Origin of the sequence: Bacillus sp. FDAARGOS_527, from assembly GCF_003812125.1 — a bacterium.
Lineage (GTDB): Bacteria > Bacillota > Bacilli > Bacillales > Bacillaceae_G > Bacillus_A > Bacillus_A paranthracis.
The window spans coordinates 5,028,051-5,054,979 of sequence record NZ_CP033795.1 but is presented as its reverse complement, the minus strand read 5'-3'; the positions used below and the strand labels follow the sequence as shown (position 1 = coordinate 5,054,979).

Below are 26,929 nucleotides of genomic sequence, written 5' to 3'. Positions count from 1 at the left end.
CACAATTGTTATGCCTATTTTTCATAATAAATAAAAACCAATTCCCATAATGACATACGCAGCTAATAAAGTACCGCCTTCAAACCAGTTTGTATCTCCATCATTTGAAATCGCAATCGTTAAGAAAACAGCTGTAATCATAGAAACAAGTTCTGGTATTGTAAATACTAAAGGCATCCTTTGCGTGAAAAACATAGAAAGCAGTACTAATACAGGAGCAACAAACATGGCAATTTGTAATGTAGAACCTATCGCAATCTCAACTGCAATATTTACTTTATTTTTATACGCCATAATAATTGCAGATGCATGTTCTGCTGCATTTCCAACAATCGCAACGATAATAACACCTATAAACAATTCTGACCAACCAAATGATTTTGCAACTGTCTCAAATGTATGCACGAGCGCCTCTGACACATAAGCTACCGCAATTGTTGCTATCGCTAAAATGAGTAATGCTTTCCCTTTCGACCACTCTGGTTCTTCCTCATGAGCGACTTCATCACTTTTATGCTGATATACACCACGGTGCGTAACTAACTTAAATAGCAATGCAGCAAGGTACATAATAATCATAATAATCGAGACACCTATACTTAACTGATACGTCTTTCCAGCGTCCATCTTCATTGAAAAAATCTCTGGAATAACAAATGCTACTACTACAGCAAAGATTAATAAAGCCGAATTATGCCTTGCATCATATACATTAAAACTTTGTCTCTTATATTTAAGCCCTCCCACAAAGAAGGATAGCCCTCCTACTAATAATAAATTTCCAAGTACAGAACCCGTTAAAGAAGCTAACACAACTTCAATTAATCCTGCCTGAAGGGCAAAAATTGAAATGATTAGTTCAACGGCATTACCGAAAGTAGCATTTAATAATCCACCTATTCTAGGACCAGATACAATTGCCAAACTTTCTGTCGCTCTCCCCATAAAACCCGCTAATGCGATAATCGTAATACAATACACAGCAAACATAATTGTTTGAGGCCAATGAAGTGTTTTCCCAAGTACAGACAGTGGTACACCTATAAGCGCCACGATAAGAAATATTTTATTAAACATGCTTTCCATCCTTCCATCGTATGTATTTCTCCTCGATATTATTATTATTCTTCTCCTAACTTGTCCGATTTCATCACAATTGCGTTTAAAAAATCGGATTGAAGAAAACAGTATGAAAGATATTTAAATTACCTTGTTGAAACAGACAGAATTATAAATTATGAAAAGGGGTTAAAATTATGCACTTAAAAGAAAAAATCGCAACTATTATTCAAGGTCAACGTACCGGTGTATTATCTACAGTACGAAATGAGAAACCTCATAGCGCCTTTATGATGTTTTTCCACGAAGATTTTGTACTGTATGTTGCAACAGATCGACAATCAAAAAAGATAACAGATATTAAAAACAATCCAAATGTACATGTTCTACTTGGTCGTGAAGGAAAAAAATTAGATGAAGATTATATTGAAGTGGAAGGCTTAGCCTCCATCGAGGAAGACTCCACATTAAAAAACAAGTTTTGGAATAATAGCTTAAAGCGTTGGTTACTCGGTCCTGAAGACCCTAATTATGTACTAATTAAAATCAACCCCGATACAATTTATTACATCGATGGTGCCGGTACGACGGAGCCCGAGTTTTTACGACTATAAAGTGAAACAAGCCCACCTTTATGTGGGCTTGTTTTGTCGAAAAGTTCTTCTGAAAAAAACAATAAAATAGGTGGAACTTTCTAAAGATTCTGTTATATAATAGCAGTAACTTAAATAAACTGTATTAAAACAGATTGAGAGGAGAAATAAAATTGATGAAAAGAGAAGAACGCAAAAACATGATTGAGTTTATCGAAAAGAAAAAAGGGATTGAGCGTGACGAATTATTATTTATGACAGACGATGAAGTAGAACATATTTATAATGTAACGTACTTTTTATATGAGGAAATTGCAGAGTAGTATAATAATCCCCACCTTATGAAAAATATAAGGTGGGGATTATTTCGTTATCTATCCAGCTCTTTGCGAGGCGGTAAAATCCCATTCACTTTATACGTGAGAATGATTTTCATGTATAATAATGTACGATTGGAGGAATTTTACTATGAGTTCATGGCTCTTATTCGCACTATTATCAGCAATTGCTGCTGCCCTTGTATCTATTTTCGGTAAAATCGGTTTAGATGGAATCGATGCCAATGTTGCTACGACGGTTCGTTCTATTATCATGGCATTATTTATGGTAGGCGTTATTATTATACAAGGTAAATTTCAAAATATTGGCGACGTACTTCTAAATAAAAAAGCACTGCTCTTTATCACATTAAGTGGGGTTGCAGGTGCTTCGTCATGGCTATTTTATTTTCTTGCCCTTAAAACAGGAAAGGTTTCACAAGTAGCTCCTGTCGATAAATTAAGCGTCGTATTTTCTATCATTCTCGCTATGATTATACTCGGCGAAAAATTAAACTTTATGACTGGTATTGGTGTTGTCTTTATTACAGCTGGTGTACTATTTATCGCTTTCAGCTAAAAAACCGCTACTCGCGGTTTTTCTTTTTCTTTATGTAAAACCATACGACACATGTAACAACTACTGAAATGGATAAAATCCATATTCCATAATGATGCAAACTATACTCAACGAAACGCCACTTCTCTCCTAACTTCCAGCCAAGTCCAATAAAAACACTGATCCAAATAAGTGCACCACCGTAAGCGTACAAACAAAAACGCCAAAGTGTTAAATTCGACATCCCAGCAAAATACGCTGTTAAATGACGTACTCCTGGGATAAAATAACCAACTATTAAAAGAAATGGGCCATATTTTTCAAATAAAATATGTGTTTTTTCAATGTGATGTTCTTTAATTCTAATTTTCGGTCCATATTTTTTTAAAACAGGGAGTCCAAGTTTTAAACCTAATATGTAGCTTAATGTAATGCCTAACATCGCACCAGCCATCCCACTTAAAAACGCAGCAGTTCCTGACATAACGCCTTTTGAAACGTTATAACCAACGAAGGTCAATAAAAACTCGTCTGGTATCGGTAATCCAACAATCCCGCCAGCTAAAGCTATAATAATTCCAAAATACCCATAATGTGCGATTAACTCGCCAATATGTTGTTCCATTCGGAAGACACATCCTATACACGATCGTTATTCCACATTGTGCCCTTTCTATCTTTCAGACAAACATGGTATACATATTCACTATACATTGTTTTTATAATGAACTCTACTTCTATCCATTCCTTTAGCAGGCAGAAATTGAACTATTAATCAGTGACCTCGCTCATTCTTAGTACACATCAATCATGTGCTAGACTCCCGCCTTCTTTCCTTATATCCATCTCCTCTTGAAGGACTAATCTTACTATCCACAAATACCATGATTAAAAAATAAAAATTCATATGCTTGTTTTTTTGTTACAATAAAGGAAAGTTACTTTTCGCAACGGTTTAACTCTCAGGAAAAATGATATACCTAGCAAAAACACAGTTTGGTCGATATAATGCAACTTCTACCTATTAAAAGAACATGCACCCTTTACATACAACATCATTTTTCTAAATTATACAGGGGGAACGAACATGACCATTGAAAATCAATTTATCCAAAAGGTTTACTATAAAACATTTTTAACAGAAGAAACTTCTACTCCAGTATCAGAAGTACTCGGTGAAGCATATATAAATGAATCTACAAATGAATTCTCCAACATTTCTAATATTCGCTTTGCTCAAGGTGAATTTTATTACCAAAATAAAGACTTTGAAGCAGCGATATTTAAATGGGAGAAAGTAAATAACGAGCTTGCACTTTGGGCAACCAAAAATATTGCAGATGCTTATTTTGAACTAGGATTCTTACCAAAAGCAGAAGAAATGTATCAATCTATCCAAACGGAAGATACAACTCTTACAATGGAAGTTTCCTTACAACTTCTTTCTCTTTATATCGAACAAGATCGTTTAGGTCTAGCATTTAAAACGATTAGTGAAGCTGTTGCATTTCAACCTGACTATCCAAATATTACTTCAATTGCTCGCTCGTTCTATGAAAAACAAGAAGATTGGAATAATGCCATCGAACTTGCCGTTCAAGAAGGAATTCGAACAAAATCATTACACTGGTTCGATACTTTAATTAATTATGTGAATCAAGGATTTACGAAACAAATCAAACCAGAATATTTCTATGAATCTTTAAAAGCTTTATATGCAATTGATCAAGTCCAATTTAAGGAACTTGTTATCGCTCTTTGGAACAGCTATCAAAATGAAAAATCACATCTACCTTGGATTCAAACAATCAATCATTTATTCTTACATATTGAGACAGACAACAATGACGATTGGCATGAAATTGTTGAACGCTATCAAGATACGTACTTTGAATTAATTACTGGTGAACATTTCATGCATGAAATGCAAGGACTTGTACCTGACTTATTAACAAATTGGTTTAGTTTAACGAGAGCAAAAGACGCCCTATTCGTCTCTGCTGCAGTGTTAGCGTGGAATGAAGTTTCACCTACAACTTTAGAGTCATTACTCGTAAAAAGTGCGGGAGCCCTACTCTCTAATTCAACAGCTGAAACAAATGTGAATATGGAAACTGTTTCTCATTTATTCGAAACAATTGCTGTATGGGCTGAAAAAAATGATGTAGATTTAAGTCATCAATTTACGTTACTCGTTCATGAACTATGTGATTTAAATGTTACAAAATTACTAATTTCGGGAACTAGTGACTATGATAAATTATCATTCGTCAATTCAATATTAGGAGAGAACATCTTAACTGAAACTATAACAACTCCTATTCTATTTAAAGATGATAGCCAAACTGAAATAACAGAATTCACTGCGTTAGATGTGCACAATATACCGAACTTTGATGAATTCCATCAAATAATGGCTACACCTGAACAATCAGAACTTGAGAACAAATGTATAGAAATTAAATTACCAAGTAGATTTTTGAGAAAGAATAAATTTGCATTTCTTGTTACACCATCTGTTCGAGGACAAGTGGATAAAAACAGCTCATATTTTGAATACTTACAAGCCGCAGATAGCCTTATTTACGTATTAAATTCTGCTTCATCGTTACATGGTGAAGAACTTGATACATTACTTTATTTACGTGAACAAGTACCAAACTTACAAATTCATTTCGTATTACATACAAATAGTGCGGATACGAATGAAAAACTAATGAGTAAGATGAAAGTCCATTTCCCAAATGCGCAGTTCTTCCCATACTCTCCTTCACAAGAGGGGAGCCAACAACTTGGGGACGTGACAGAGTCTATTCTTTCTAATCTAGCAGAACGCGATATAGAACAAGAACGTATCGAAAAACTAATATGGTTTACTCAAAAGACAATCGCATACCTTGTAAATGAACGTGTGGAATTAGAAAATACATTAGTCAAATCAGTACGCTGGAATAAACATATCTCAGTAAAACTAAACGGATTTATTAACAATCTTACTGCTCTTGAAAAAGATAAAATTCGTTCTATTACAGAATCTTATCTTTTAACGAAAGAAGAAATCACAAGAGATATCCATTCTCAAATTCCTGAATTATTACAGAGCTGCTCTGACCTTGTTCAAGAAGATAGTGATTTCAAATTAGTTCATGAAGAATTAAATACTGCGATGAACGAACGAATTCAAAAACATGTACAGCAAGTGCTTCTCCCTAAATTTACTGGGTTTATTCAAGAGTGGATTGAAACAGCGCATAATGAATTTATTCAAGCTCAATCGTATTTAGATGAAATGAGTGAAACCTTTAATAAATTATATAAAGAAGAACGTATGAAACTTCCTTGCGATTTCAAATTACTAGATGATTGGCATCGAGATGTTGTACGTATGACAAATAGAATTACAGTATCGAACATCAATATTTTATTACGCTTTACACCGACACAATTTTTCTTAAAGAGTGCAGGAAAACTATTTGGTAACATGCAAAAAAATCAATCTATGCTTGCAAATAAATATAAACAATACATTGAAACGGAAGACTATACGGAAATTGCTCAAATAATCTCAAAACAATTCTTCCTTCAATTTGAAGTATTTGAAGGCGCATTAGAACGAGATATCATGATGTTCTTTAAAGATCCACTTAGCATATTGAAACAAAATGTAGAATCCGCTCAACTTGAAATACAGGAAGACGAACAAACATTAGCAACGTTAAGAAGCAATCCAGAAACTTATCACGATCCGTTAGCATTCTTTAAACTGCAACTATTGCAGCACAAATTCGTTTTAAGTACGCACAAAAACAATGAAGACGTCTATGAATTTAATGAGTCTCCTACGATTTAACATAAAAAACCAAGCAAACTGAAATTTGCTTGGTTTTTTACTTTAATTCATTATTTTCATATGTTCAAATGGATAATAAATTGCTGCTAATTCTCCTAATACATCAGCTTTATCAATGAGTCCTAAACCATTTCTACTATCTCTGCTTATTAAGCGATTATCTCCCATAACAAAAATCTTATTTTTAGGAACTGTAATCGGTCCAAAGTCCTCCGTTAAATTCATAAGTTTTTTTTCAGCTTGTTTTTTATTACTATACAAATACGCTTCCTCTATCACTTCATGATTCACATATAATTGATCATTTCTCACCTCAATAACATCGCCAGGCAAACCAATAACCCTTTTCACATAAAAATTATCTGTCTTTACAACAATAATATCTTCTCTCCCATAACTTTCAAATTGCTTTGCCAACTTATTCACAATCACCTTATCCCCATCTTGTAACGTTGGCTTCATAGACGCCCCTTTTACAGTCGTAGGAAAAAATACGAAAATTTTCGCCAAAAGCACGAGCAAACAAGCAATTGCAATTGTTCCAAAGAATTCACGCAAACGTTTTTTCTTTTGCATCATTCCACCATCTCATCGTCTTTTTACTTTTATTATAAAGACTTCAACTGTATATTTTCCACAAGATTCTGAATTAAGAAATTATAATATTACAAAAATACAAATAATAATATTCAAGAATGTATTATTTTGATATACTATACCTTGCATTTATCATTATATTTTTAGTTACTTAGGAGGACTTTTTCTATGAAAGTTATGCTTAAAAATGAAAATACCGGTCAAATTAAACAAGCAAAAATTGGTTTTAGTTGGACTGTATTTTTCTTTGGTTTCTTCCCTGCTATATTCCGTGGAGACTGGAAATGGTTTTTAATTATTTTAGTCGCTAGTATGTTTACATTCGGATTCTCTAACTTAGTCTTCTGCTTTATTTACAACAAGCTTTACATCAATGATTTATTATCCCAAGGTTATAAAGCAGCAGATGAATACAGCCTTTCTGCTCTACAACAAAAAAACATTGTAGCATAGTAACAAAAAAGATACTCTTCAAATAGTCTATCCACTATTCGAAGAGTATCTTTTTATATTCCCACATATACAATACACATTTGAGCCGCTACATATGTAAACCAAATCCAAAGTGGTTCATACTTTAATTTGCGCCCTCCAATATCTGTCACGCCAATAATAAAATCAGAAATCACAAATAGTAAACCACCAAAAGCTGGTATCCACCATATTCCTGTATTCTCATAGTATAAGGCGAATGCAAAGCAAGCCATTCCTCCAACCCACAATCCGTAAATTAGCGCCCCTATCGTAAACAATTTATCTTGTTTCTCATTTCGAATAAAAAAGAACCATCCTATAATGAGAAAGAGTCCGTATACGAGTAAACCAATCCAAAAACCATTCCATGAAATGCCTGTTTGCAAAAATGCTTTTACATAAAAACAATGTGCAAGCGCGAAAGTAATCATCCCTCCAATTAGCCTGTGACCAATTGGAATTAAACCTGCCATAAATAAATCCCCTACAGTTGATAACGTCATACCTAGTGCAACCCACGTACTATAATCTACTGATGGATCTTGTAACCATATCCAAATTGCACTTGCTGTTAAAGAAAAACTAAGAATAAGACGCACCGCTAAAGGTAACGGCATATTATTTCTTTTCTTTTTTGTCTGTCCTATTGCATAAATTACACCAATTAAAAAAAGAATGATTTGTGCAATTAACACCATGTAAAGTAGATTCATAACACGTTCTCCCCAATAAATGCTTTTTGTATCTTTTTTCGTTATACCTAGTCTATTATCCTTTTTCTACATAAAAAAAGAAGAACAGTACTGTTCTTCCATTGTAATCAGTTTCCTGTTATTTATGCTACTTGTTTTTCTTGCTCCATTTTCTGCTTAGCTGGCGTACGATTCACCACGATAATTCCCGCGGCTACACATGCTAAACCAAATAATACAAATGAATGAATTGCTTCTCCTAAAATCATGCTCGATAATAACACACCAAATACGGGTATAAAGAACATGTACATTGATACTTTTCCAACTTTGTTGTACTTCATAATCGTATTCCAAATACAAAAGCCTGCTGCGGATAAGAAAGATAAGTAGATAAGCATTAGTATTGCATGTATACTAAATGTAAATGGCATAACTCCAACTTGCAAACCCCCTATACATAATAGCCCGATAGAACCAAAAATCATTTGGTATGCTGTCATATAGCCAACATCTAATGTTTTACTACCTTCTTTCGCCAATATATTCCCATACGAGTACAACATTGCTGCAATCAGAAGTAATAAACTACCAATTCCGAAATGGAATGACAAACTACCATCACTCGGTACATTTACTAAAACGACACCACAAAATCCGATAGAGACTCCAATTATTTTTTTCATATTGAGCGCATCGTCTTTATATAAGAAGTGCGCAAGTAAAATTTGAAAGAATGATGATGTTCCTGAAATTATAGCTCCTTCAATGCCAGAACTATAACTCATTCCAATATAAAAACATATATATTGAAGAAATGTTTGAAATAAGCCAATTTGTACTAACTGCTTCCCCGTTCCTTTTTTGAAGCTCATATCTTTTCCTAACGCTTTAAAGAAGAATAAAAGCATAACCCCAGATAAGAAGAAACGATAACCAGCAAATAATATTTGCTCCCCAACTTCTTGTGGCTGAATTCCAAGTTCAGCATAACTTAATTTAATAAAAGGGAATGCGCTTCCCCATAAAAAAGTCGCTACTATTGCAGCAATAAATACGCCAATCGGATGGGTAAAAAATTTCTCTGTCTTCACTTGTTGTCTTCCTTTCCGATCTTTTTTACGAACAATATTCATATATACCAAAGGAAGTGTGAAAACACAAGTTTTCAGTTTATATGCAAACAAAAACATATCATCTAACGAAAACATATGCTATACTATAGAATAATTACAACATAATAACTGTTAAAAACAGATTCAACAGAAATGCTGCTATCCATTATGGATGGCAGCTTTCGTCGTTTTATAGGGGTTTCGATTTTGATTATTTTTCTCAATAAGAATTTGGAAGGAGCGAGTAGTAATGAACTCAGAAGTAAAAACATTACAAGTACAAAAGTCTATTTCTCATCCCTCTTTATGGGATACATTAAAGAAACATTATGAACTTATATTTGCAATCGCATCTGGTATTTTCATTTTAGCTGGTTGGTTATTCACAAAGAACGATGTAATGAATATAGGCATTACTTGCTATATCCTTGCTTATATAGTTGGTGGATATGCAAAAGCAAAAGAAGGTATTGAAGATACAATTGAGGAGAAAGAGCTAAATGTCGAAATGCTTATGCTCCTTGCTGCTATCGGCGCTGCAATTATTGGCTACTGGGCAGAAGGCGCGATTTTAATCTTTATCTTCGCACTAAGCGGTGCTATGGAATCTTATACATTAAGTAAAAGTCAAAAAGAAATTTCAGCGCTTCTTGATCTACAACCTGAAGAAGCATTACGTATTTCAAATGGAACTGAAGAACGTGTTCCTGTTGGACGATTACAAATTAACGACATTATTCTAATTAAACCAGGGGAGCGCGTTCCTGCTGACGGTACGATTCATAGCGGTGAAACAAATATCGATGAGGCAGCGATTACTGGTGAACCTATTCCAAATGAAAAAAAATATGGTGATGAAGTATTTGCTGGTACTGTAAATTTACGCGGCGCTATCGAAGTTACAATTACGAAGCCGAGCGATCAAACATTATTCCAAAAGATTATTCGTCTCGTTCAAAGTGCACAAAGTGAAAAATCACCATCACAGCTATTCATCGAAAAGTTTGAAGGAACATATGTAAAAGGTGTACTACTCGTTGTTGCGCTTATGATGTTCGTCCCTCATTTCTTACTAGATTGGAGCTGGAATGAAACGTTTTATCGCGCTATGATCTTACTTGTAGTCGCATCTCCTTGTGCACTCGTTGCTGCCATTACACCAGCAACGTTATCTGCTATTTCTAACGGCGCAAGAAACGGAATTCTCTTTAAAGGTGGCATACATTTAGAGCGTCTCGCTTCAGTAAAAGCAATTGCTTTTGATAAAACAGGAACATTAACAGAAGGAAAACCTACTGTAACAGATGTATATGTTCGAGAAAATATGACAGAAAAAGAAGTACTTTCTATTACAGCAGCAATTGAAAGTCACTCTACACATCCTTTAGCTGAATCTATTGTGAAGTATGCACAACATGCGTATGACATTACATTAAAAAAACCAGAAAACGTTGAAGATGTAACTGGTTTTGGGCTAAAAGGAACATTCGAAAACAAAGCTTATAAAATAGGTAAAGCTGATTTTATCGGTGAAGAAACAAAGACATTTCATAATGGTATTTCTGCTTCCCTTGAAAAAGAAGGTAAAACTGTCGTTTATATTAGTGACGAAGATGGTATCCTTGGACTTATCGCTTTAAAAGATACACTTCGCCAAGAAACGATAGCTGCTATTCGCGAATTACAAAGCATCGGTGTCGAAGCAATTATGATTACTGGTGATAATGAAGAAACAGCAAAAGCAATTGCCTCTGAAAGTAATATAAAGGAATATTACGCATCATGCTTACCAGAAACAAAAGTGGAAACGATTAAAAAGCTAAAAGAAAAATACGGGACAGTAGCAATGGTCGGAGATGGTATAAATGATGCCCCTGCACTCGCTACTGCTAGCATTGGTGTAGCAATGGGTGAAGGAACAGACGTAGCTTTAGAAACGGCAGACGTTGTACTTATGAAGAACGAATTATCTCGCCTTTCACAAGCAATCCGTTTATCAAAACGAATGAACCGTATTGTAAAGCAAAACGTAATCTTTTCACTAGCTGTAATTGCAATGCTGATTTGTTCAAACTTCATGCAATTTTTAGCTCTTCCATTCGGTGTTATCGGGCATGAGGGAAGTACGATTCTTGTTATTTTAAATGGCTTACGATTATTAAAAGGAAACAATTAAAACGGGTCCCTCATAAAGGACCCGTTTTTTCTAATGGTAGCTATTATGCCCGTTTGCACTACCACTCGTTTTATGCTTTGGATGCGAACTACTCTTTTGTTTATTGTTATTTTTATTGTTGTGATTCTTTTTATTATTACTCATGAAATATCCCCCCTGTTCCCTATTATTATGGAACAAGAGCTCACTTTTCATTACGGGAATTATTGTCACCCGTTCTATAATGATGGAGTAAACCATTAATTTCACCGCCAAGTAAAATTACCCATCCAGTTAAGTAAAACCATAACATTAAAATAATAATACCACCGAGACCACCATATGTATTGGCGTAATTCGCAAACTTATCAACATAATAAGCAAATGAGTACGATACCACAATCCATCCTACAGTAGCAAATGTTGCTCCTGAAATGACTTCTCTTCTTTTTAATTTTCGATCTGGTGCAAATGTATATAAAAAACTAAACAATGCAAATAACACGAAGAAACTCGCTACTAAACGCGTAATACTCCACACGTAAGAAAAACTATCCGATAAACCAATTGCTTTAAATACAGCTGCCCCAATGACTTGTCCAAACACTGGAACAATTAGTGCAAACACAATCATAAAAATAATCGCTAATGTAAATACAATTGATAACGCCCTCGTTTTAATAAAAGAACGTGTTTCTGTTACATCATACGCACGGTTAAAAGCATTCATCACCGCATTTACACCATTTGAAGCAAACCATAGCATTGATAATAAACCAAATGATAATAAACCACCATTTTGCTCATTTACAACTTTATCCACGTTTACTTCAATTAAAGACATTGCATCTTCGGGTACGTACGGTTCTAATAAGTTGAGCACACTTTCTGTTTGAAGGTCAATGAATCCAAGAAGCGTAATTAAGAAAACAAGCCCAGGAAAAATCGCAAGCAAGAAGAAATAAGCGAGCTGTGCTGCCAAGCCCGCTACATCATCGCGCATCGTTCGGTCATATAAATCTTTACCAAACGAATAAGTACGATTTCTTCTCACCTTTTCTAAAATTTTTCTCATATATGGTTAAACGCTTTTCTTCTCTTCTTTATCTTGCTTCAACTCAATGTACGCTTCAGTTTTTTTTTCCTCTACATTGGAGTCTTTCATAAATAGTTCACGCGCTTCTTTCATACCGCCATCTTCAGCAACTACCGGCTCTTCTTCTGCTTTCAGTTCATCTACTTTTGGAGAAACAGCTTGAATTTCAATCGTTTCTGGCTTCTCTGCTGGCTCAACCTTTTTCTTACTAAAAATTTCTTTCGTTTCTTTTAACGTCTCTACAACAGACGGCGTCAATTTTTTAATTTCTGCTACTTTTGCTTTCACTACATTTAAATCAGCAAGTTCGCGTCCTTTATCTGTAACAGTTTGCACTTTTTCTTTGATTTTTGCATTTTCACCAATTTCAATCATCTTTGTTTTTGCTTTTTCTGCAGTATTTTTTACTTTTTCACGGTTTTCTTTCTTCAACATAGATACAGCTACACCTGCAGCTACACCAATCGCAATGTTTCGAGCAATATTATTTTTCTTTGCCATATTCCTTCACCCTTTCATTTCTTATGTTAGAAAGTATTTCTTTCTAAGTTTCCTCATATTCCTTGTTCTTTTCGAATGAAAGCTAATAGCTTTGCACACCCTTCTGTTACAAGGTCATATACTTCTTGGAAATTCCCTGTATAGTAAGGGTCGGGAACGTCTGTCCAGCCACCGTCTGGAACAAAATCGGACAGCCTACCAATATAGCCTCCAGTTTTACCTAAACTTTTTAAATCTGCTATATTCTTGTTGTCCATGGCAATAATATAATCAAACTTTGTTAAGTCTTCTTTTTCTACTTGCCTTGCTTTAATTCCTTCAAAAGTGACTGCATTTTCTTTTAAAATTTTTTGTGTTCCTTTATGTGGCGGATGGCCAACATGCCAATCTCCAGTTCCTGCAGAATCAATGACAATTTTCTCTTCGAGTTCCTCTTTTACGACAAGATCTCGAAAAATCGCTTCTGCCATCGGAGAACGGCAAATATTCCCAAGACAAACAAACAATACTTGAACCATATTTTTGTTTCTTCCTTTCTTGGTGCATTTCTTTATATATACTTATAGTATAAACAACCAATTAGTGAATATAAAGGAAATCCCTACTAATTTAATAGGATTGAAAAGATTCATTAACGAAAATGATAAAAAATGTTAAGATAGCCTTATGTTATTTTAAAGGGGGACACTTCGGTGGATTTATCCGTAAAGTCAGAAGAAAACGTTGAATATATGGTTGAAGCTATTAAAGAAAAATTACGTATGGTTAATGCTGGAGCGATGAGAGCTGCTAGCTTTAATGAAGAAATGTACGAAGACTTACGTGACATTTATGAGCATGTTATGAAACGTGAAACATTCAGCATTAGTGAAATGCAAGCTATTACAGAAGAATTAGGTACATTAATTAAAAAGTAAAGGAGCCTCGTTTATGAGGCTCTTTTTTACTTCCAACAAATTCATGACAACTCTTCTCTTTCCCTCAATCAACTGTAAAATATTGTACAATAGAAGTAGAACCTCACCTTAGATTTTTTCTCCATACATACTACTCACAAATAATAGCAACACTACCATTGCTAACTGTTTTTACTGGAGGTGCTTACTTATGAGCAATTGGTACAGTAAGACGAAAGACCAAACATTAATTGACTTAGAAACAAATGAACAACACGGTTTAACAGAAGAAATTGCCAGTGAACGTTTAAAGCAATACGGTTTTAATGAATTAGCTACAAAACAAAAACGCACTTTATGGCAACGTATTTTCGCCCAAATTAATGACGTCCTCGTATATGTCCTTATTATTGCTGCCCTTATTTCAGCCTTTGTAGGTGAATGGGCTGATGCAAGTATTATTGCGCTCGTTGTAGTTTTAAATGCTGTTATCGGTGTCGTCCAAGAATCGAAAGCAGAACAAGCTTTAGAGGCATTGAAAAAGATGGCGACACCTAAAGCTATCGTCAAGCGAAATGGTGAACTAAAAGAAATTCCATCTGAGCACGTCGTTCCAGGTGATATCGTTATGCTCGACGCCGGACGATATATCCCATGCGATTTACGCCTGATCGAAACCGCAAATTTAAAAGTTGAAGAATCTGCTCTAACTGGTGAATCTGTCCCTGTTGATAAAGATGCAATCTACCACCCTTCCATGCAAAGTGATGAACAAGTACCACTCGGTGATCAAAAGAATATGGCCTTTATGTCTACTCTTGTTACATATGGACGAGGCGTCGGTGTTGCTGTTGAAACTGGAATGAACTCACAAATTGGTAAGATTGCTACCTTGTTACATGAAGCAGACGATGATATGACACCACTTCAAAAAAGCTTAGCTCAAGTCGGAAAGTATTTAGGCTTTGTTGCTGTAGCTATTTGTATCGTGATGTTTCTCATCGGCTTTTTACAAGGACGAGATACACTAGAAATGTTTATGACTGCAATTAGTTTAGCCGTTGCAGCTATTCCAGAAGGTTTGCCAGCTATCGTTTCCATCGTTCTTGCAATTGGTGTGCAGCGTATGATTAAACAAAATGTTATCATTCGGAAACTACCAGCTGTTGAAGCTCTCGGTTCTGTCACAATTATTTGTTCAGATAAAACAGGTACGTTAACACAAAATAAAATGACCGTTACTCACTTTTATAGTGATAACACATACGATCAATTAGAAAATTTAAACGTAAATAATGATGTGCAACGTCTATTGTTAGAAAATATGGTGCTATGTAATGATGCATCTTACAATAATGACTCACAAACGGGAGACCCGACTGAAATTGCTCTTCTCGTTGCCGGGAGCACCTTTAATATGCAAAAAGATCATTTAGAAAAAATACATGAACGTGTAAATGAGCTACCTTTTGATTCAGATCGTAAAATGATGTCAACCGTGCATACATATGATGAAAGCTACTATAGCATGACGAAAGGTGCTATCGATAAACTCTTACCTCGATGTACCCACATATTTAAAAACGGTAAAATCGAGGTTCTAACAGATGCTGATAAAGATCAAATATTAGAAGCCGCTGGGTCAATGTCTCAAGAAGCTTTAAGAGTACTTTCATTCGCATTTAAACAATACAATTCAAACGATGTGGATATAGATCATCTCGAAGAAAATCTCATCTTTATTGGTCTTGTCGGTATGATTGATCCACCGCGAACTGAAGTAAAAGATTCAATTACAGAATGTAAAAAAGCCGGTATTCGCACAGTTATGATTACTGGTGACCATAAAGATACCGCCTTTGCAATTGCTAAAGAACTTGGCATCGCTGAAGAAATATCTGAAATTATGATTGGAACTGAATTAGACAACATTTCAGATACAGAACTAGCAAACAAAATTGATCGCTTACATGTATTCGCTAGAGTCTCTCCAGAACATAAAGTAAAGATCGTAAAAGCATTACGTGCAAAAGGCAATATCGTTTCTATGACTGGTGATGGCGTCAATGACGCTCCATCTTTAAAACAAGCAGATGTTGGCGTAGCGATGGGCATTACAGGAACAGATGTTGCAAAAGGGGCAGCGGATGTCGTATTAACAGATGATAATTTCTCATCTATCGTGAAAGCTGTTGAGGAAGGTAGAAACATTTATCGTAACATAAAAAAATCAATTCTCTTCCTACTCTCTTGTAACTTCGGAGAAATTATTACTTTATTTTTAGCCATTTTACTCGGCTGGGCAACACCACTACGACCTATTCACATTTTGTGGGTAAATTTAATTACAGATACGCTGCCTGCATTATCACTTGGGGTTGATCCTGAAGATCCTGATGTGATGAAGGAAAAACCGCGACATGCGAAAGAAAGCTTATTTAGTGGTAGCGTTCCTTTCCTTATTTTCAATGGGGTTGTCATTGGACTTTTAACGCTAATAGCCTTTATCGCCGGAGCAAAGTTCTATACTGGAGATACAAATTTATTCCCTCTTTTCCCAGAGCGAATTGATGAGGATGCTCTATTACACGCTCAAACGATGGCATTTGTCGTTCTTAGTTTTTCTCAGCTCGTTCATTCATTTAACTTGCGTTCAAGAACGAAATCAATTTTTTCAATTGGGATTTTTACAAATAAATATTTAGTCTTCTCCCTTCTTATCGGTGTTCTTATGCAAGTTTGTATCATCTCCATCCCGCCCCTTGCAAATATATTCGGTGTGCATGCATTAACGCTGCGAGATTGGGGATTTGTTCTCTTATTAAGTATCATTCCGCTTGTTGTGAATGAAATCATTAAATTAGTGAAGAAAAACTAAAAGGCAATGAGGACTATTCCTCATTGCCTTTTCATTTATCCCACTATTCACCGGGCAGTAAACATCCGATCGGTGAAGACTAATAATCAGCGGGAATGAACAAAACCCCACTGATTAAAGTTTCACTTTATCCTTGTAATTCTTTTTTAATGTTCTCAGTTAATGTAGCCATACGTTTGCGACTTTCTTCACGCTCACGTTTGTTTTGCTCTTCAATTTGTTGTGTTTCTTGCATACCTCTTGAAATAATGTTCCAAGTTTCCTCAAGTGTTTCCATCTTAATACTAGAAGAACCTGATAATCTCGCTACTTCCACACTTTGCGTTGCGATATTTTGTGCATTTTTCTTAAGTAATTCATTTGTGCGGCGATCCAGTTCAGCCATAGAATCTGCAACAAGCTTTTGACGCTTCGCATTTACCGCTTGAATAATACCATTTTTAAAAATCGGAATCGTCGTAATAAATGCTGTATTGATTTTACCAATTAATTTATTATTACCACGTTGAATCATACGAATTTGTGGTGCTGTCAGTAACGCAACCATACGTGCCTTTTCTAAATCATCAATACGCTGTTCTAAAATTTCAACAGAGTTTTTAAGCGATTCTAATTCAATACCTGCTAATTGATCATTATTACGTACACGCTCTTCATACATCGGAACTAACTCTGTATTTAAACGCTCTAATAACATTTCTCCTGCTACTACGTATTTTTCTAAGTCTAAATAATATTTTAAGTTTTGCTCATATAAACCATCTAACGTACCAATTGATTTTTTCATTTCATCTTGATACTTCGTAATTTCCACATACACTTTATCAATTTCACGGCCCATCGTTTGATATTTGCTAAAGATTTGTTCAATCATTTTATCCGCTTTTTTGAACATACGTGAGAAGAAACCGCTTTTCTCTTCCGCAAAGTCTTTGCTATCGAATCGGTCCATAATTTTACCAAGCTGTTTTAATAATTCACCAGAATCTTCTATCTTTGATAATGACATCGTATGTAAAATTTGATCAGCAAAACGTGAAATTTCCATAGAAGGTTCTTTTCCAAGTTCAATTAATTCTAATTGATCTTTAATATCTACCGCATTATAAATACGTTGTACATCCGCATCTTGTCTAAGTTGCAAGCGAACATCTTGTGCTGTTTGCTCATTTAATTCTGTTTTCGAATCTAGTACGACTGGGTTATTCATATGGTATTCTCCCTTTCCTTATAAAAATGGACGAAATAGTCCTTTTATTGTTTGTGATAAATTTTTATAGGCTGATGAACCATGAAATTCAAGATCGAAATTAACCTCTTCAAGCCAATGTGAATCAAATGCCCCCGCTTCAATATACGGTTCAATATCGTTTCTTCCCGTTGGATTGAAATGGAATACATCTACTCCAATTTGATTTAAAAATAGTAATAAAACAGCATCAGAACGAGTTAACTCTCCACTCTTCTCATTATTAAATATAACAATTTTCGGTACATCTTGTGAATAATCAAATTTCTCAAGCTGTTCTAAAATATTCGGTGGTATTTGAGAAAGTTGCGCGAAAACATATAGCGCTACATCTTGTTTCGTCTCTTTTGCAATTGGTTTACACATTTCACTTTCACACGTATGGATAATCGCTTCTGCAATACCATGTTGTAATCCTTCTGGCAATCGTTTGTGCGGCCACCAATGACTGTTCATAATTAAATCTGGATGCAATTTTCCCCCGCGGTCTAATGCATCTCGATAATGGTATTGGAAATTTGCTTTTTGTTCTTTCGTAAACGGAAATGTATTAATTAATAAACTGTTATCAAATGATGTAACAGCCTTTAATCGTTGAAAATACTCTTTATCATTCTTTGAAACACCTGATATTTTCGCAAATAGGGATGGAATATAAATGTGTTTATTTTCAACAAAGAATGTCGGGCGTACAAACGCCTTTTCTTTCGTAATTAAAAATAGTTCATCGTATGTTGTTTTTAACGTACGAGCTACAGGTGTATAGGAACGGAATTGCCACGGCTTGTATAATAATGAATTATCGTGGTGAAGTACTTGTTCAATTTCTTTTGAAGCTTGATATGCCACTGTTGCAACACGCTCGCGGCGGCGATCTGGAAATGGCTCAAGAGAAATGCGACTTGGATGAGACACAATAAAACTTCTTCCTTCCTCATCAACATTCTCAAATCCATCTTTTCCTTCTGGGTGATAATAAAGTACATCGCAGCCGAGCATAATAAGAAAGTATAAGAAATATATACGGCTTTCCTGTGCATCACCGTACCAAACAATACGCGGCATTTGTTTCTTATAGTTAGTCGTAGAGAACCACTTCGCTACGTAATTTTCGCTTAATTTAATCATGTCGATTAAGAAACGACGGAAGCCTTCTGTCTTTAAAGATTGATTATGTTGTTTCTCATATAATTTCAATACAGAAATAAATGTCGTATGTATATAATGTTGTAAATCAGGATTATCTACTTTCGGCAAAAGTTGTTTCCCAGATAAGTGTGCCACTAGCCTATTTACTGTTAGGCCATTTGGTGCTTCTTGATGTAATCCGAACACTTCTTGAATGTGACGAAGTTTTTCCGAATCGATTACTTTATTTAAATTTTGTTCATGTAAAACTTCAATTCCTTTCGCTTCACTATAATCAAATAGTTCATTGAAATATTCATCTACATCATTAGGAACGCCAAGGATTCGACATGCTATATAACTAAATTTCATCTCATTCTCTGTCAGCTCATATTGTGGACGTTTTTCTAAAAGCGTTTCAAATTGCTTTAAATCTGATTCATCTTTTAATGCATATGGTTGAAGTGTAAAACGTGAAAACACAACAGTTCACCTCCAAAAACATTTACTTTTTCTAAGTCTTTCTTCTATTATAAACTATTTCTGTCTATAAAAAATGGGCGCTCGTAAAACGAGCAAACCCATTTCAATTATTTATTGTCTTCTTTAGTAGCTGCAACTTCTTCTTTAGCTTGTCCAGAATTCTTCATGTAGTGAAGTATAAATGTTGCTCCAAATGCTACAACTAAAATAATGAAGAACACTGTATGGCTTATTTCAATATGAATGACAGACAATAACATTTTTGCTGCGATAATTAAGATTAAAATATATGCTGTCGTTTCAAGTTCTGGAATACGCTCTAACAATTTTAAGAATACACCAGCGATACCGCGCATCATTAAAATACCGAGCATTCCACCTAATAATAGAATCCAAACTTCATTTGATACACCAAATGCAGCAAGTACGCTATCTACAGAGAATGCGATATCCATTAATTCAACCATCGCAACTGTTCCCCAGAAGACACCAAACATTCTGAAGAGAACACTGTTTTGGTTCATACCATGAGCTTCCTCTTCTTCTGCATTACCTTTTCGTTTATCAATAAAGTATTTAACTGAAAGCCATGCTAAGTAAAGTGCACCTAACACTTTTACCCATGCTAATTTAATTAAGAACATTCCAATTCCAATTGCGATAAATCGAAATACATAAGCTCCAATAAGTCCATAGAATAATGCTTTTTTACGTTTTTCTTCCGGAAGGTGTTTTACCATTACCGCTAATACAAGTGCGTTATCAGCAGATAACAATCCTTCAAGTACAACAAGTGTACCTATTAATCCCCAAGATACTGGATCCTGCAACACTTTAATCCACATGTCCAAGTCGAAAAATTGAGCATACGTATCAAGGATTCCTTGCAAAATACTCATCTTACCTTTATCCCCTATTCTTTGCTAGATTTATAGAAAGGTCAAAAAAAGGAAACGAATATCGTTTCCTTCCTATGCATCCAAGCCATACGCTCTTACAAGCGCACCTAAGCCACCTTGGAATCCGCTTCCTACTGCATTAAACTTCCACTGTCCATTATGACGGTATAATTCACAAAAGACAACTGCTGTTTCGATGGAGAAATCTTCCCCTAAATCAAAACGAAGAACTTCTTCATTCGTTTCTTCATTCGCTAAACGAACGAACGCATTCCCTACTTGTCCAAAGTTTTGACTACGGCCTTCTGCATCATAAATTGTAACTGTAATAGCAATTTTGTGCACATCTGCTGGAACTTTCTTTAAGTCCACAACAAGTTGTTCATCGTCACCTTCACCTTCACCTGTGCGGTTATCTCCTGTATGTAGAACAGATCCACAAGGAGACTGTAAATTATTATAGAAGATAAAATCAGTTTCCTTTGTACATTTTCCGTTCGCATCTAATAGGAATGCTGATGCATCTAAATCGAAATCTGATCCACCGTCGTAAGATTTAATATCCCAGCCAAGACCAATTACCGCTTTTGTTAAACCAGGACTCGTCTTACCTAAATCAATCTTTTGTCCTTTTTGTAACTGAATAGCCATTTATATTCACCTCTATATTTTAATCTTAAAGAATATATCCATCCGTAAATACATATTTACGGATGGATATATAACTCTATTACTCTACGTCTAAACCAAAGTTATTACATAGAGACGCTAATCCACCTTGGAATCCACTTCCGATTGCATTGAACTTCCAGTCACCTGCATGGCGGTATAGTTCACCTACTACAACAGCTGTTTCAATAGAGAAATCTTCTCCTAAATCGTAACGAATTAACTCTGCATTCTTTTCTTCATCTAAAATACGTACGAAAGAGTTAGAAACTTGACCAAAGTTTTGGCTACGACCTTCTCCATCGTAAATTGTAATTGTGAAACAAATACGTTCGATATGTGCAGGTACATTTTTCAAATCTACTTTGATAGATTCATCATCGCCTTCACCTTCGCCAGTTCGGTTATCTCCTAGATGCTCTACAGCACCATTTGCGCCTTTTGGATTATTATAGAAAACGAAATCCTCTGCACCTGAAACTTTACCGTTCGCACCTACTAAGAAAATACTAACATCTAAATCAAAATCAGCTTGTCCATCATAACGATTTGTATCCCAACCAAGTCCTACAAGAACTTTTGAAAGACCTGGATTCGTTTTTGTTAAGTCTACCTTTTGTCCTTTTTTCAATGAAATTGATGCCATACACAATTCCTCCTCGGTTTATTTTATTGATAACGTGATACAATCTCACTTAAGTTTTTATCTTGTGTGCCTTCCCCAACAGCTGAAAACTTCCATTCACTTCCGTGGCGATACATTTCACCTGCAATTAGAGTCGTTTTGCCAGCATAATTATCCGATAAATTATAGCGTGCGAATTCTTCACCAGTTTGCGGGTTTTGAATACGAATATATGCATTACGAATCATCCCGAAATCTTGACGACGATTTACACAGTCATAAATATTTACAACGAATACTAAACGATTAATACGGCTTGGAACTTTATGTAATTCTACGAAAATTGTTTCGTCATCACCAGCGCCTTCACCTGTTAAATTATCTCCTGAATGAATAATACTACCACAAGTAGAAAGCTTGTTTCCGAAGTAAACTAAATCGTTTTTATTTAAAAAACGATCCCCTTCTAACATAACAACAGATGCATCACAATCTACATTTGGTTTACTTCCAAATAATGAAGACAGAAACCCACCTGATTGCCCAATTGGATCCCAGCCTAAGCCAACCTGTAGTTTTGCTACTTTTGGTTGTCCTTTCGTTAAATCGATCTTTTGACCTTTTTCTAAAATAATAGGCATGCAGTTTCTCCCTTTCTACAAAGCATTTTCCAAATCGGAAAATATTGTATTCTTCCCTTATATTGTAGCATTATTTACCTAGTGATAAAAAGGATAAATTCTCAGTTATATGAAAACATTCATATAATTTACTTATGATGATGTAAGAAGTGGTAAATAGAACCAATCATTCCTGCACAATTACCGTTTTGTGCAAGTTCAATCTCACAATTACTATAAATCTCCTTATTTAAGTATTTACTGATCTCTTCTTTTACTTCTTTTAAAAACTCATTTCCTCTAGCGGTAATTCCTCCACCAATAATAATTGTTTCTGGATTAAAAATATAAGCAAGATTACTAATTCCAATCGCTAAATGTTTAAAGAACACCTCAACTACTTGCGTAACTTCCCTATCTCCTTTATCATACAGTTCGAAAATCCTTTTCCCATTCCAATCACCTTCTCCTTTATATTTTCGGACAAGATGAATTAACCCTGAAACGGAAGCGACCTCTTCAAACGCTTTTCCTTCTATTAACATATTTCCCCATTCACCAGCACTAAACGAATGTCCTCTATATAACTCTCCATCTATAAAAATTGCTCCTCCAATACCAGTTCCAAGGGTGAGCATAATAAAGTTTCCTTTCTCTCTTCCACTACCATTCCACTTTTCTCCAAACGCTGCACAATTCACATCATTATCAATGGATACAGGAACTTTTAATACCGCTTGCAATCTATTCATAATAGGAATCATACTATAGCCCGGAATATGATCCACACCTCCCGTCACAATCCCTTTATTAACGTCAACAATTCCTGCCGTACTAATACCAATTCCCCAAACCTTATGTTCCCCCATTAATTTTTTTGATAAAAGAATGAGTTTTTGAATGATTTGTTCTCCGCCCAAATGAATTTCTGTTGGAACTGTTTTATGCTTTAGTACTGTTCCTGTTTCTGAAACAATTCCATATTTAATGTGTGTACCACCAATATCAAATGCAATATACTCTTTCATCTGCTGTCACTTCCTCTACTGTAATGTATGTGAAATTCCCACTACTCTACTATTATAAAGAATTTACACTAACTCTTTTCTCTCTTTAGAAATACACCACCTTTTTCTATATATAGATTTTTTTGTATAAAACTCTTTTTCCTATGAAATATTACAAAGGGATGTATTTTAGATGGAATATTAATTTTTCAGGAGGAAATCAATGAAGAAAATTTTTATTTTAGCATCAACTCTTTCTTTATCTTTTTTTAGTGGTTTAAATATTGGTAATGCAGCAACAGAAAACTTCTCTCCAGTAACAAATGCGATTATACAAAATAACGATCATTTCGCAGAAGGTAACTCAAAAGATAATAATAAACCACCAGGAAACGGTGGTTCTCAGGACGATAGTGGTTCTGGTGGCAACGGTTCTGGCGGCAACGGCTCTGATGGCAATGGTTCTGGTGGCAATGGCTCTAGCGGTAGCGGTTCTGATGGCAGTGGTTCTGGTGGCAACGGCTCGGGTGGCAATGGCTCTAGCGGTTCTGATGGCAGTGGTTCTGGTGGCAATGGTTCTGATGGCAACGGCTCGGGTGGCAATGGCTCTAGCGGTTCTGATGGCAGTGGTTCTGGTGGCAATGGTTCTGATGGCAACGGCTCGGGTGGCAATGGCTCTAGCGGTTCTGATGGCAGTGGTTCTGGTGGCAACAGCTCGGGTGGCAGTAGTTCTGATGGCAGTGGTTCTGGTGGCAACGGCTCGGGTGGCAATGGCTCTAGCGGTTCTGATGGCAGTGGTTCTGGTGGCAATGGTTCCGGCGGTAGCGGTTCTGATGGCAGTGGTTCTGGTGGCAACAGCTCGGGTGGCAGTGGTTCCGGCGGTAATGGTTCTGGTGGCAACGGCTCGGGCGGCAGTGGCTCTGGCGACAACGGCTCGGGCGGCAATGGCTCGGGTGGCAATGGCTCGGGCGGCAATCGTGGTAAAGGCGATAGCAGTTCTCAAGGGGGAAATGACTCTCATGGAGGTAACCGTGTTAAAGGCGATAGCAGTTCTCAAGGAGGAAATGGCCCTCAAGGTGGCAATAGTTCCAAAGGTGGTAACGTAAAAGATAACGCGAAAAAACAAGGCGATAAGTTACCGAATACTGCAACACATTATCCTGCATCTATTTTAATGGGACTTTCAACATTCCTAATTGGTATGTTACTATTCATTCGCCGTAAAAACGCAAAATAAAAACATATCCTTCCATCTTAAAAATACATGAAACAAATTGTAAAACTAAAAAGGACTTTGGATTGCATTTTATTATGCAGCCTAAAGTCCTTTTCATCCTTCCTATCCAAAAGAGCATTAATACGCTTTTCCCCAATACACCATTTGTTTCGCTTCTTTACCACAACAAATACATTCGTCAGCTAAATGCTCTTGCTCAAAAGGCATACAGCGAGAAGATACTCCGACTTCTTCTTTTAATTTCTCTTCACAAGCTAGTTCCCCGCACCACATCGCCTTAATAAATCCTTGCTTTTCATCAGCTACTTTTTTCATCTCTTCAAACTTCGTCACACTATACGTATTTTCATCACGAAATACTTTTGCTTTATTAAATAAAGAGTTATGAATTTCCTCAAGTAGTGCTGGAATGCGTTCTTCTAATTGATCCATTGCTATAAATTCTTTTTCTTTCGTATCTCTTCTTACAAGTACAACTTGATTCTTTTCAATATCTTTAGGGCCAACTTCTAATCGAATTGGAATACCCTTCATTTCATACTCATTAAATTTCCAACCTGGCGTTTTATTACTAGCATCTATTTTCACTCTTGCAACCTTTTGAATATGTCCTTGTAACTCTGTTGCTTTCGCTAAAACTCCTTCTTTATGCTGAGCAATCGGTACAATAACAACTTGCACTGGTGCGACTTTAGGAGGCATTACAAGCCCATTATTATCACTATGAACCATAATAAGCCCACCTATCATTCTCGTTGATACACCCCAAGATGTTTGGTGTACATATTGCCACTTACCGTTACGATCTAAAAATTTAATATCAAATGCTTCAGAGAAATTCGTTCCAAAGTTATGGGATGTTCCTGTTTGAAGTGCTTTCCCATCATGCATTAAGCTTTCAATCGTATAAGTTGCCTTTGCTCCCGCAAATTTTTCTTTTTCTGTTTTTTGTCCTTTAATTACCGGTATCGCTAAATAGTCTTCACAGAAAGAAGCATATAGATTTAAAATATTTAACGTTTCAGCTTGAGATTCTTCTGCTGTTTCATGGATTGTATGTCCCTCTTGCCATAAGAATTCCGTTGTGCGAAGAAATGGCCTCGTTGTCTTTTCCCAACGAACTACTGAACACCACTGATTATATAACTTTGGCAAATCATTATAGGATTGCACAATTTTTGAAAAGTGCTCACAGAATAAAGTTTCAGATGTAGGGCGTATACAAAGTCTTTCTGCTAATTTTTCATCCCCCCCATGTGTCACCCATGCTACTTCAGGAGCAAATCCTTCTACATGATCCTTCTCTTTTTGTAATAAGCTCTCTGGGATAAACATTGGCATATACACATTTTCATGACCGGTTGCTTTTAACTTCTCATCCATAACTTTCTGCATATTTTCCCATAAGGCATAGCCGTACGGGCGTAGAATCATACATCCTTTTACACTTGAATAATCAACAAGTTCTGCTTTTTTTACAATATCTGTGTACCACTGTGCAAAGTCCTCTTCCATCTTCGTAATCGCTTGTACTTGTTCTTTTGCCATAGTCAGTCTTCCTCCTTCTAGAAAATACAAAAAAGCCCGCGTCCCTAAATAGGGACCGAGCTTTGCCGGCGTTACCACCCTGATTCATGCACAAAATTGTGCATGCTCTCTTTTTGATAACGGGAAATTCCCGCTGCATATGCAGAACGCAAAGGTAGGTTCCATGTTGTCTTTTTAAGAATCTTTCAGCCTGACGGATTCTCTCTCTGCTAAAAAGGTTGAACATATACTAGTCCTTTTTCATCGTTATAACAAAATAAATTTGTTGAATATCATAATATAAATTTCACTTCAAAACAAGAGTGAATTTTCTTATTTTTATATATTCTTTTCATTTTTTACAGTTTTATACGTAGCTTTTTCGTGATATTTTTAAAAGTTGATGTGCAATCATACCAATAAGTGTACCAAGTAGGACGAAGAAACCAATAAACCCATACCCCATTCCTTCCCATCCACCAATAACCATCATTGTAACAGGAAAGGATGCTAAACAAAGAAGTATTAGACTAAGTGCAAATATAATATCGAACTGCTTGTCTGGAAACCGTTTCTTTAGTAAATACGAAATAGCAAATACAAGGATAATCGTGATTCCGCCAATGATGTAAAATATACCAAATCCATCTAACCAGTCCATACCATTCCCTCCTTCCATAGATTCCCTTATACTTATTATATG

At 35.7% G+C, this 26,929-nt stretch carries 26 protein-coding genes and 1 other annotated feature; of the genes, 9 read left to right on the top strand and 17 right to left on the bottom strand.

What is annotated here, in order from left to right; all coding sequences use genetic code 11:
* Positions 1-21: 21 nt before the first annotated feature.
* Positions 22-1,077, bottom strand: a complete 1,056-nt coding sequence (gene cax / locus EGX95_RS28895) for a calcium/proton exchanger (protein WP_000482144.1) — start codon at positions 1,075-1,077, stop codon at positions 22-24.
* Positions 1,078-1,256: 179 nt separating this feature from the next.
* On the opposite strand from cax, the gene EGX95_RS28890 reads away from it, so the two are divergent.
* From EGX95_RS28890 to EGX95_RS28880, 3 genes are all read left to right on the top strand, one after another.
* A complete protein-coding gene (locus EGX95_RS28890; RefSeq protein WP_000550221.1) occupies positions 1,257-1,673 on the top strand; it encodes a pyridoxamine 5'-phosphate oxidase family protein in 417 nt (138 codons plus the stop codon).
* Positions 1,674-1,828: 155 nt separating this feature from the next.
* Positions 1,829-1,975, top strand: a complete 147-nt coding sequence (locus EGX95_RS28885; RefSeq protein ID WP_000817786.1) for a BH0509 family protein — start codon at positions 1,829-1,831, stop codon at positions 1,973-1,975.
* Positions 1,976-2,120: 145 nt separating this feature from the next.
* A complete protein-coding gene (locus tag EGX95_RS28880) occupies positions 2,121-2,549 on the top strand; it encodes an EamA family transporter (protein ID WP_000100306.1) in 429 nt (142 codons plus the stop codon).
* 7 nt (positions 2,550-2,556) lie between these two features.
* Here the strand turns inward: EGX95_RS28880 and EGX95_RS28875 are convergent, their stop codons facing one another.
* Positions 2,557-3,153 (bottom strand): DedA family protein, encoded by a 597-nt coding sequence (locus EGX95_RS28875; RefSeq protein ID WP_000434856.1) that lies wholly within the window; start codon positions 3,151-3,153, stop codon positions 2,557-2,559.
* A gap of 462 nt (positions 3,154-3,615) precedes the next feature.
* Between EGX95_RS28875 and EGX95_RS28870 the strand changes: the two genes are divergently transcribed.
* On the top strand, positions 3,616-6,378 hold the full coding sequence (locus tag EGX95_RS28870; protein ID WP_000151441.1) for a tetratricopeptide repeat protein: 2,763 nt from the start codon (positions 3,616-3,618) through the stop codon (positions 6,376-6,378).
* Positions 6,379-6,420: 42 nt separating this feature from the next.
* On the opposite strand, the gene lepB is transcribed toward EGX95_RS28870, so the two are convergent.
* Complete coding sequence (lepB, locus tag EGX95_RS28865; RefSeq protein WP_000983298.1) at positions 6,421-6,957, bottom strand: signal peptidase I; 537 nt, start codon at positions 6,955-6,957, stop codon at positions 6,421-6,423.
* A 186-nt stretch (positions 6,958-7,143) separates the two neighbouring features.
* Here lepB and EGX95_RS28860 point away from each other — a divergent pair, with 186 nt between their 5' ends.
* Complete coding sequence (locus EGX95_RS28860) at positions 7,144-7,428, top strand: hypothetical protein (protein WP_000867043.1); 285 nt, start codon at positions 7,144-7,146, stop codon at positions 7,426-7,428.
* A gap of 53 nt (positions 7,429-7,481) precedes the next feature.
* On the opposite strand, the gene EGX95_RS28855 is transcribed toward EGX95_RS28860, so the two are convergent.
* Together EGX95_RS28855 and EGX95_RS28850 are read right to left on the bottom strand one after the other, a co-directional pair.
* Positions 7,482-8,162, bottom strand: a complete 681-nt coding sequence (locus tag EGX95_RS28855) for a lysoplasmalogenase (protein ID WP_001051052.1) — start codon at positions 8,160-8,162, stop codon at positions 7,482-7,484.
* A 122-nt stretch (positions 8,163-8,284) separates the two neighbouring features.
* Entirely contained in the window at positions 8,285-9,235 is a 951-nt protein-coding gene (locus EGX95_RS28850; RefSeq protein WP_012644172.1) for a DMT family transporter, read from the bottom strand.
* A gap of 271 nt (positions 9,236-9,506) precedes the next feature.
* Between EGX95_RS28850 and EGX95_RS28845 the strand changes: the two genes are divergently transcribed.
* Entirely contained in the window at positions 9,507-11,432 is a 1,926-nt protein-coding gene (locus tag EGX95_RS28845) for a heavy metal translocating P-type ATPase (RefSeq protein WP_123805804.1), read from the top strand.
* 184 nt (positions 11,433-11,616) lie between these two features.
* Here EGX95_RS28845 and EGX95_RS28840 read toward each other — a convergent pair whose 3' ends face one another.
* Genes EGX95_RS28840 through EGX95_RS28830 form a run of 3 tightly spaced genes read right to left on the bottom strand, consistent with a single transcriptional unit; the run spans position 11,617 to position 13,526 of the window.
* Positions 11,617-12,486, bottom strand: coding sequence for a YihY/virulence factor BrkB family protein (locus EGX95_RS28840; RefSeq protein ID WP_001226530.1), 870 nt, complete (start codon positions 12,484-12,486; stop codon positions 11,617-11,619).
* Between the two features lie 6 nt (positions 12,487-12,492).
* Positions 12,493-13,008: a DUF4075 domain-containing protein gene (locus tag EGX95_RS28835; RefSeq protein WP_001085393.1), complete on the bottom strand. Its 516-nt coding sequence runs from the start codon at positions 13,006-13,008 to the stop codon at positions 12,493-12,495.
* A 53-nt stretch (positions 13,009-13,061) separates the two neighbouring features.
* Positions 13,062-13,526, bottom strand: coding sequence for a low molecular weight protein-tyrosine-phosphatase (locus EGX95_RS28830; protein ID WP_000250902.1), 465 nt, complete (start codon positions 13,524-13,526; stop codon positions 13,062-13,064).
* 174 nt (positions 13,527-13,700) lie between these two features.
* Between EGX95_RS28830 and EGX95_RS28825 the strand changes: the two genes are divergently transcribed.
* On the top strand, positions 13,701-13,925 hold the full coding sequence (locus tag EGX95_RS28825; RefSeq protein ID WP_000366197.1) for a DUF1128 domain-containing protein: 225 nt from the start codon (positions 13,701-13,703) through the stop codon (positions 13,923-13,925).
* A gap of 190 nt (positions 13,926-14,115) precedes the next feature.
* Complete coding sequence (locus tag EGX95_RS28820; RefSeq protein WP_000073700.1) at positions 14,116-16,782, top strand: cation-translocating P-type ATPase; 2,667 nt, start codon at positions 14,116-14,118, stop codon at positions 16,780-16,782.
* Between the two features lie 127 nt (positions 16,783-16,909).
* On the opposite strand, the gene EGX95_RS28815 is transcribed toward EGX95_RS28820, so the two are convergent.
* The 7 genes from EGX95_RS28815 to EGX95_RS28785 all read right to left on the bottom strand — a co-directional run bounded on the left by EGX95_RS28815 (position 16,910) and on the right by EGX95_RS28785 (position 23,483).
* Positions 16,910-17,992: a toxic anion resistance protein gene (locus EGX95_RS28815; RefSeq protein ID WP_001064413.1), complete on the bottom strand. Its 1,083-nt coding sequence runs from the start codon at positions 17,990-17,992 to the stop codon at positions 16,910-16,912.
* Positions 17,993-18,010: 18 nt separating this feature from the next.
* Positions 18,011-19,642, bottom strand: a complete 1,632-nt coding sequence (locus EGX95_RS28810; RefSeq protein WP_000492875.1) for a YceG family protein — start codon at positions 19,640-19,642, stop codon at positions 18,011-18,013.
* A gap of 107 nt (positions 19,643-19,749) precedes the next feature.
* Positions 19,750-20,541 carry a TerC family protein gene (locus EGX95_RS28805; protein ID WP_000025699.1) on the bottom strand — a complete coding sequence of 264 codons (792 nt, stop codon included), beginning with the start codon at positions 20,539-20,541 and terminating at the stop codon, positions 19,750-19,752.
* A 72-nt stretch (positions 20,542-20,613) separates the two neighbouring features.
* Complete coding sequence (locus EGX95_RS28800) at positions 20,614-21,192, bottom strand: TerD family protein (RefSeq protein WP_001007533.1); 579 nt, start codon at positions 21,190-21,192, stop codon at positions 20,614-20,616.
* Positions 21,193-21,271: 79 nt separating this feature from the next.
* The gene (locus tag EGX95_RS28795) at positions 21,272-21,856 is read right to left on the bottom strand and encodes a TerD family protein (RefSeq protein WP_000146722.1); all 585 of its coding nucleotides are present in this window, start codon (positions 21,854-21,856) and stop codon (positions 21,272-21,274) included.
* A gap of 23 nt (positions 21,857-21,879) precedes the next feature.
* The gene (locus tag EGX95_RS28790) at positions 21,880-22,476 is read right to left on the bottom strand and encodes a TerD family protein (RefSeq protein WP_001121583.1); all 597 of its coding nucleotides are present in this window, start codon (positions 22,474-22,476) and stop codon (positions 21,880-21,882) included.
* A gap of 128 nt (positions 22,477-22,604) precedes the next feature.
* Complete coding sequence (locus EGX95_RS28785; RefSeq protein ID WP_000666105.1) at positions 22,605-23,483, bottom strand: ROK family protein; 879 nt, start codon at positions 23,481-23,483, stop codon at positions 22,605-22,607.
* 202 nt (positions 23,484-23,685) lie between these two features.
* On the opposite strand from EGX95_RS28785, the gene EGX95_RS28780 reads away from it, so the two are divergent.
* Positions 23,686-24,699 carry an LPXTG cell wall anchor domain-containing protein gene (locus EGX95_RS28780; RefSeq protein WP_123805803.1) on the top strand — a complete coding sequence of 338 codons (1,014 nt, stop codon included), beginning with the start codon at positions 23,686-23,688 and terminating at the stop codon, positions 24,697-24,699.
* 117 nt (positions 24,700-24,816) lie between these two features.
* On the opposite strand, the gene proS is transcribed toward EGX95_RS28780, so the two are convergent.
* Complete coding sequence (proS, locus tag EGX95_RS28775; protein ID WP_001040951.1) at positions 24,817-26,247, bottom strand: proline--tRNA ligase; 1,431 nt, start codon at positions 26,245-26,247, stop codon at positions 24,817-24,819.
* Between the two features lie 47 nt (positions 26,248-26,294).
* Positions 26,295-26,500, bottom strand: a binding site (T-box leader).
* A gap of 93 nt (positions 26,501-26,593) precedes the next feature.
* A complete protein-coding gene (locus EGX95_RS28770; protein ID WP_000383851.1) occupies positions 26,594-26,887 on the bottom strand; it encodes a YesK-like family protein in 294 nt (97 codons plus the stop codon).
* Positions 26,888-26,929 lie beyond the last annotated feature (42 nt).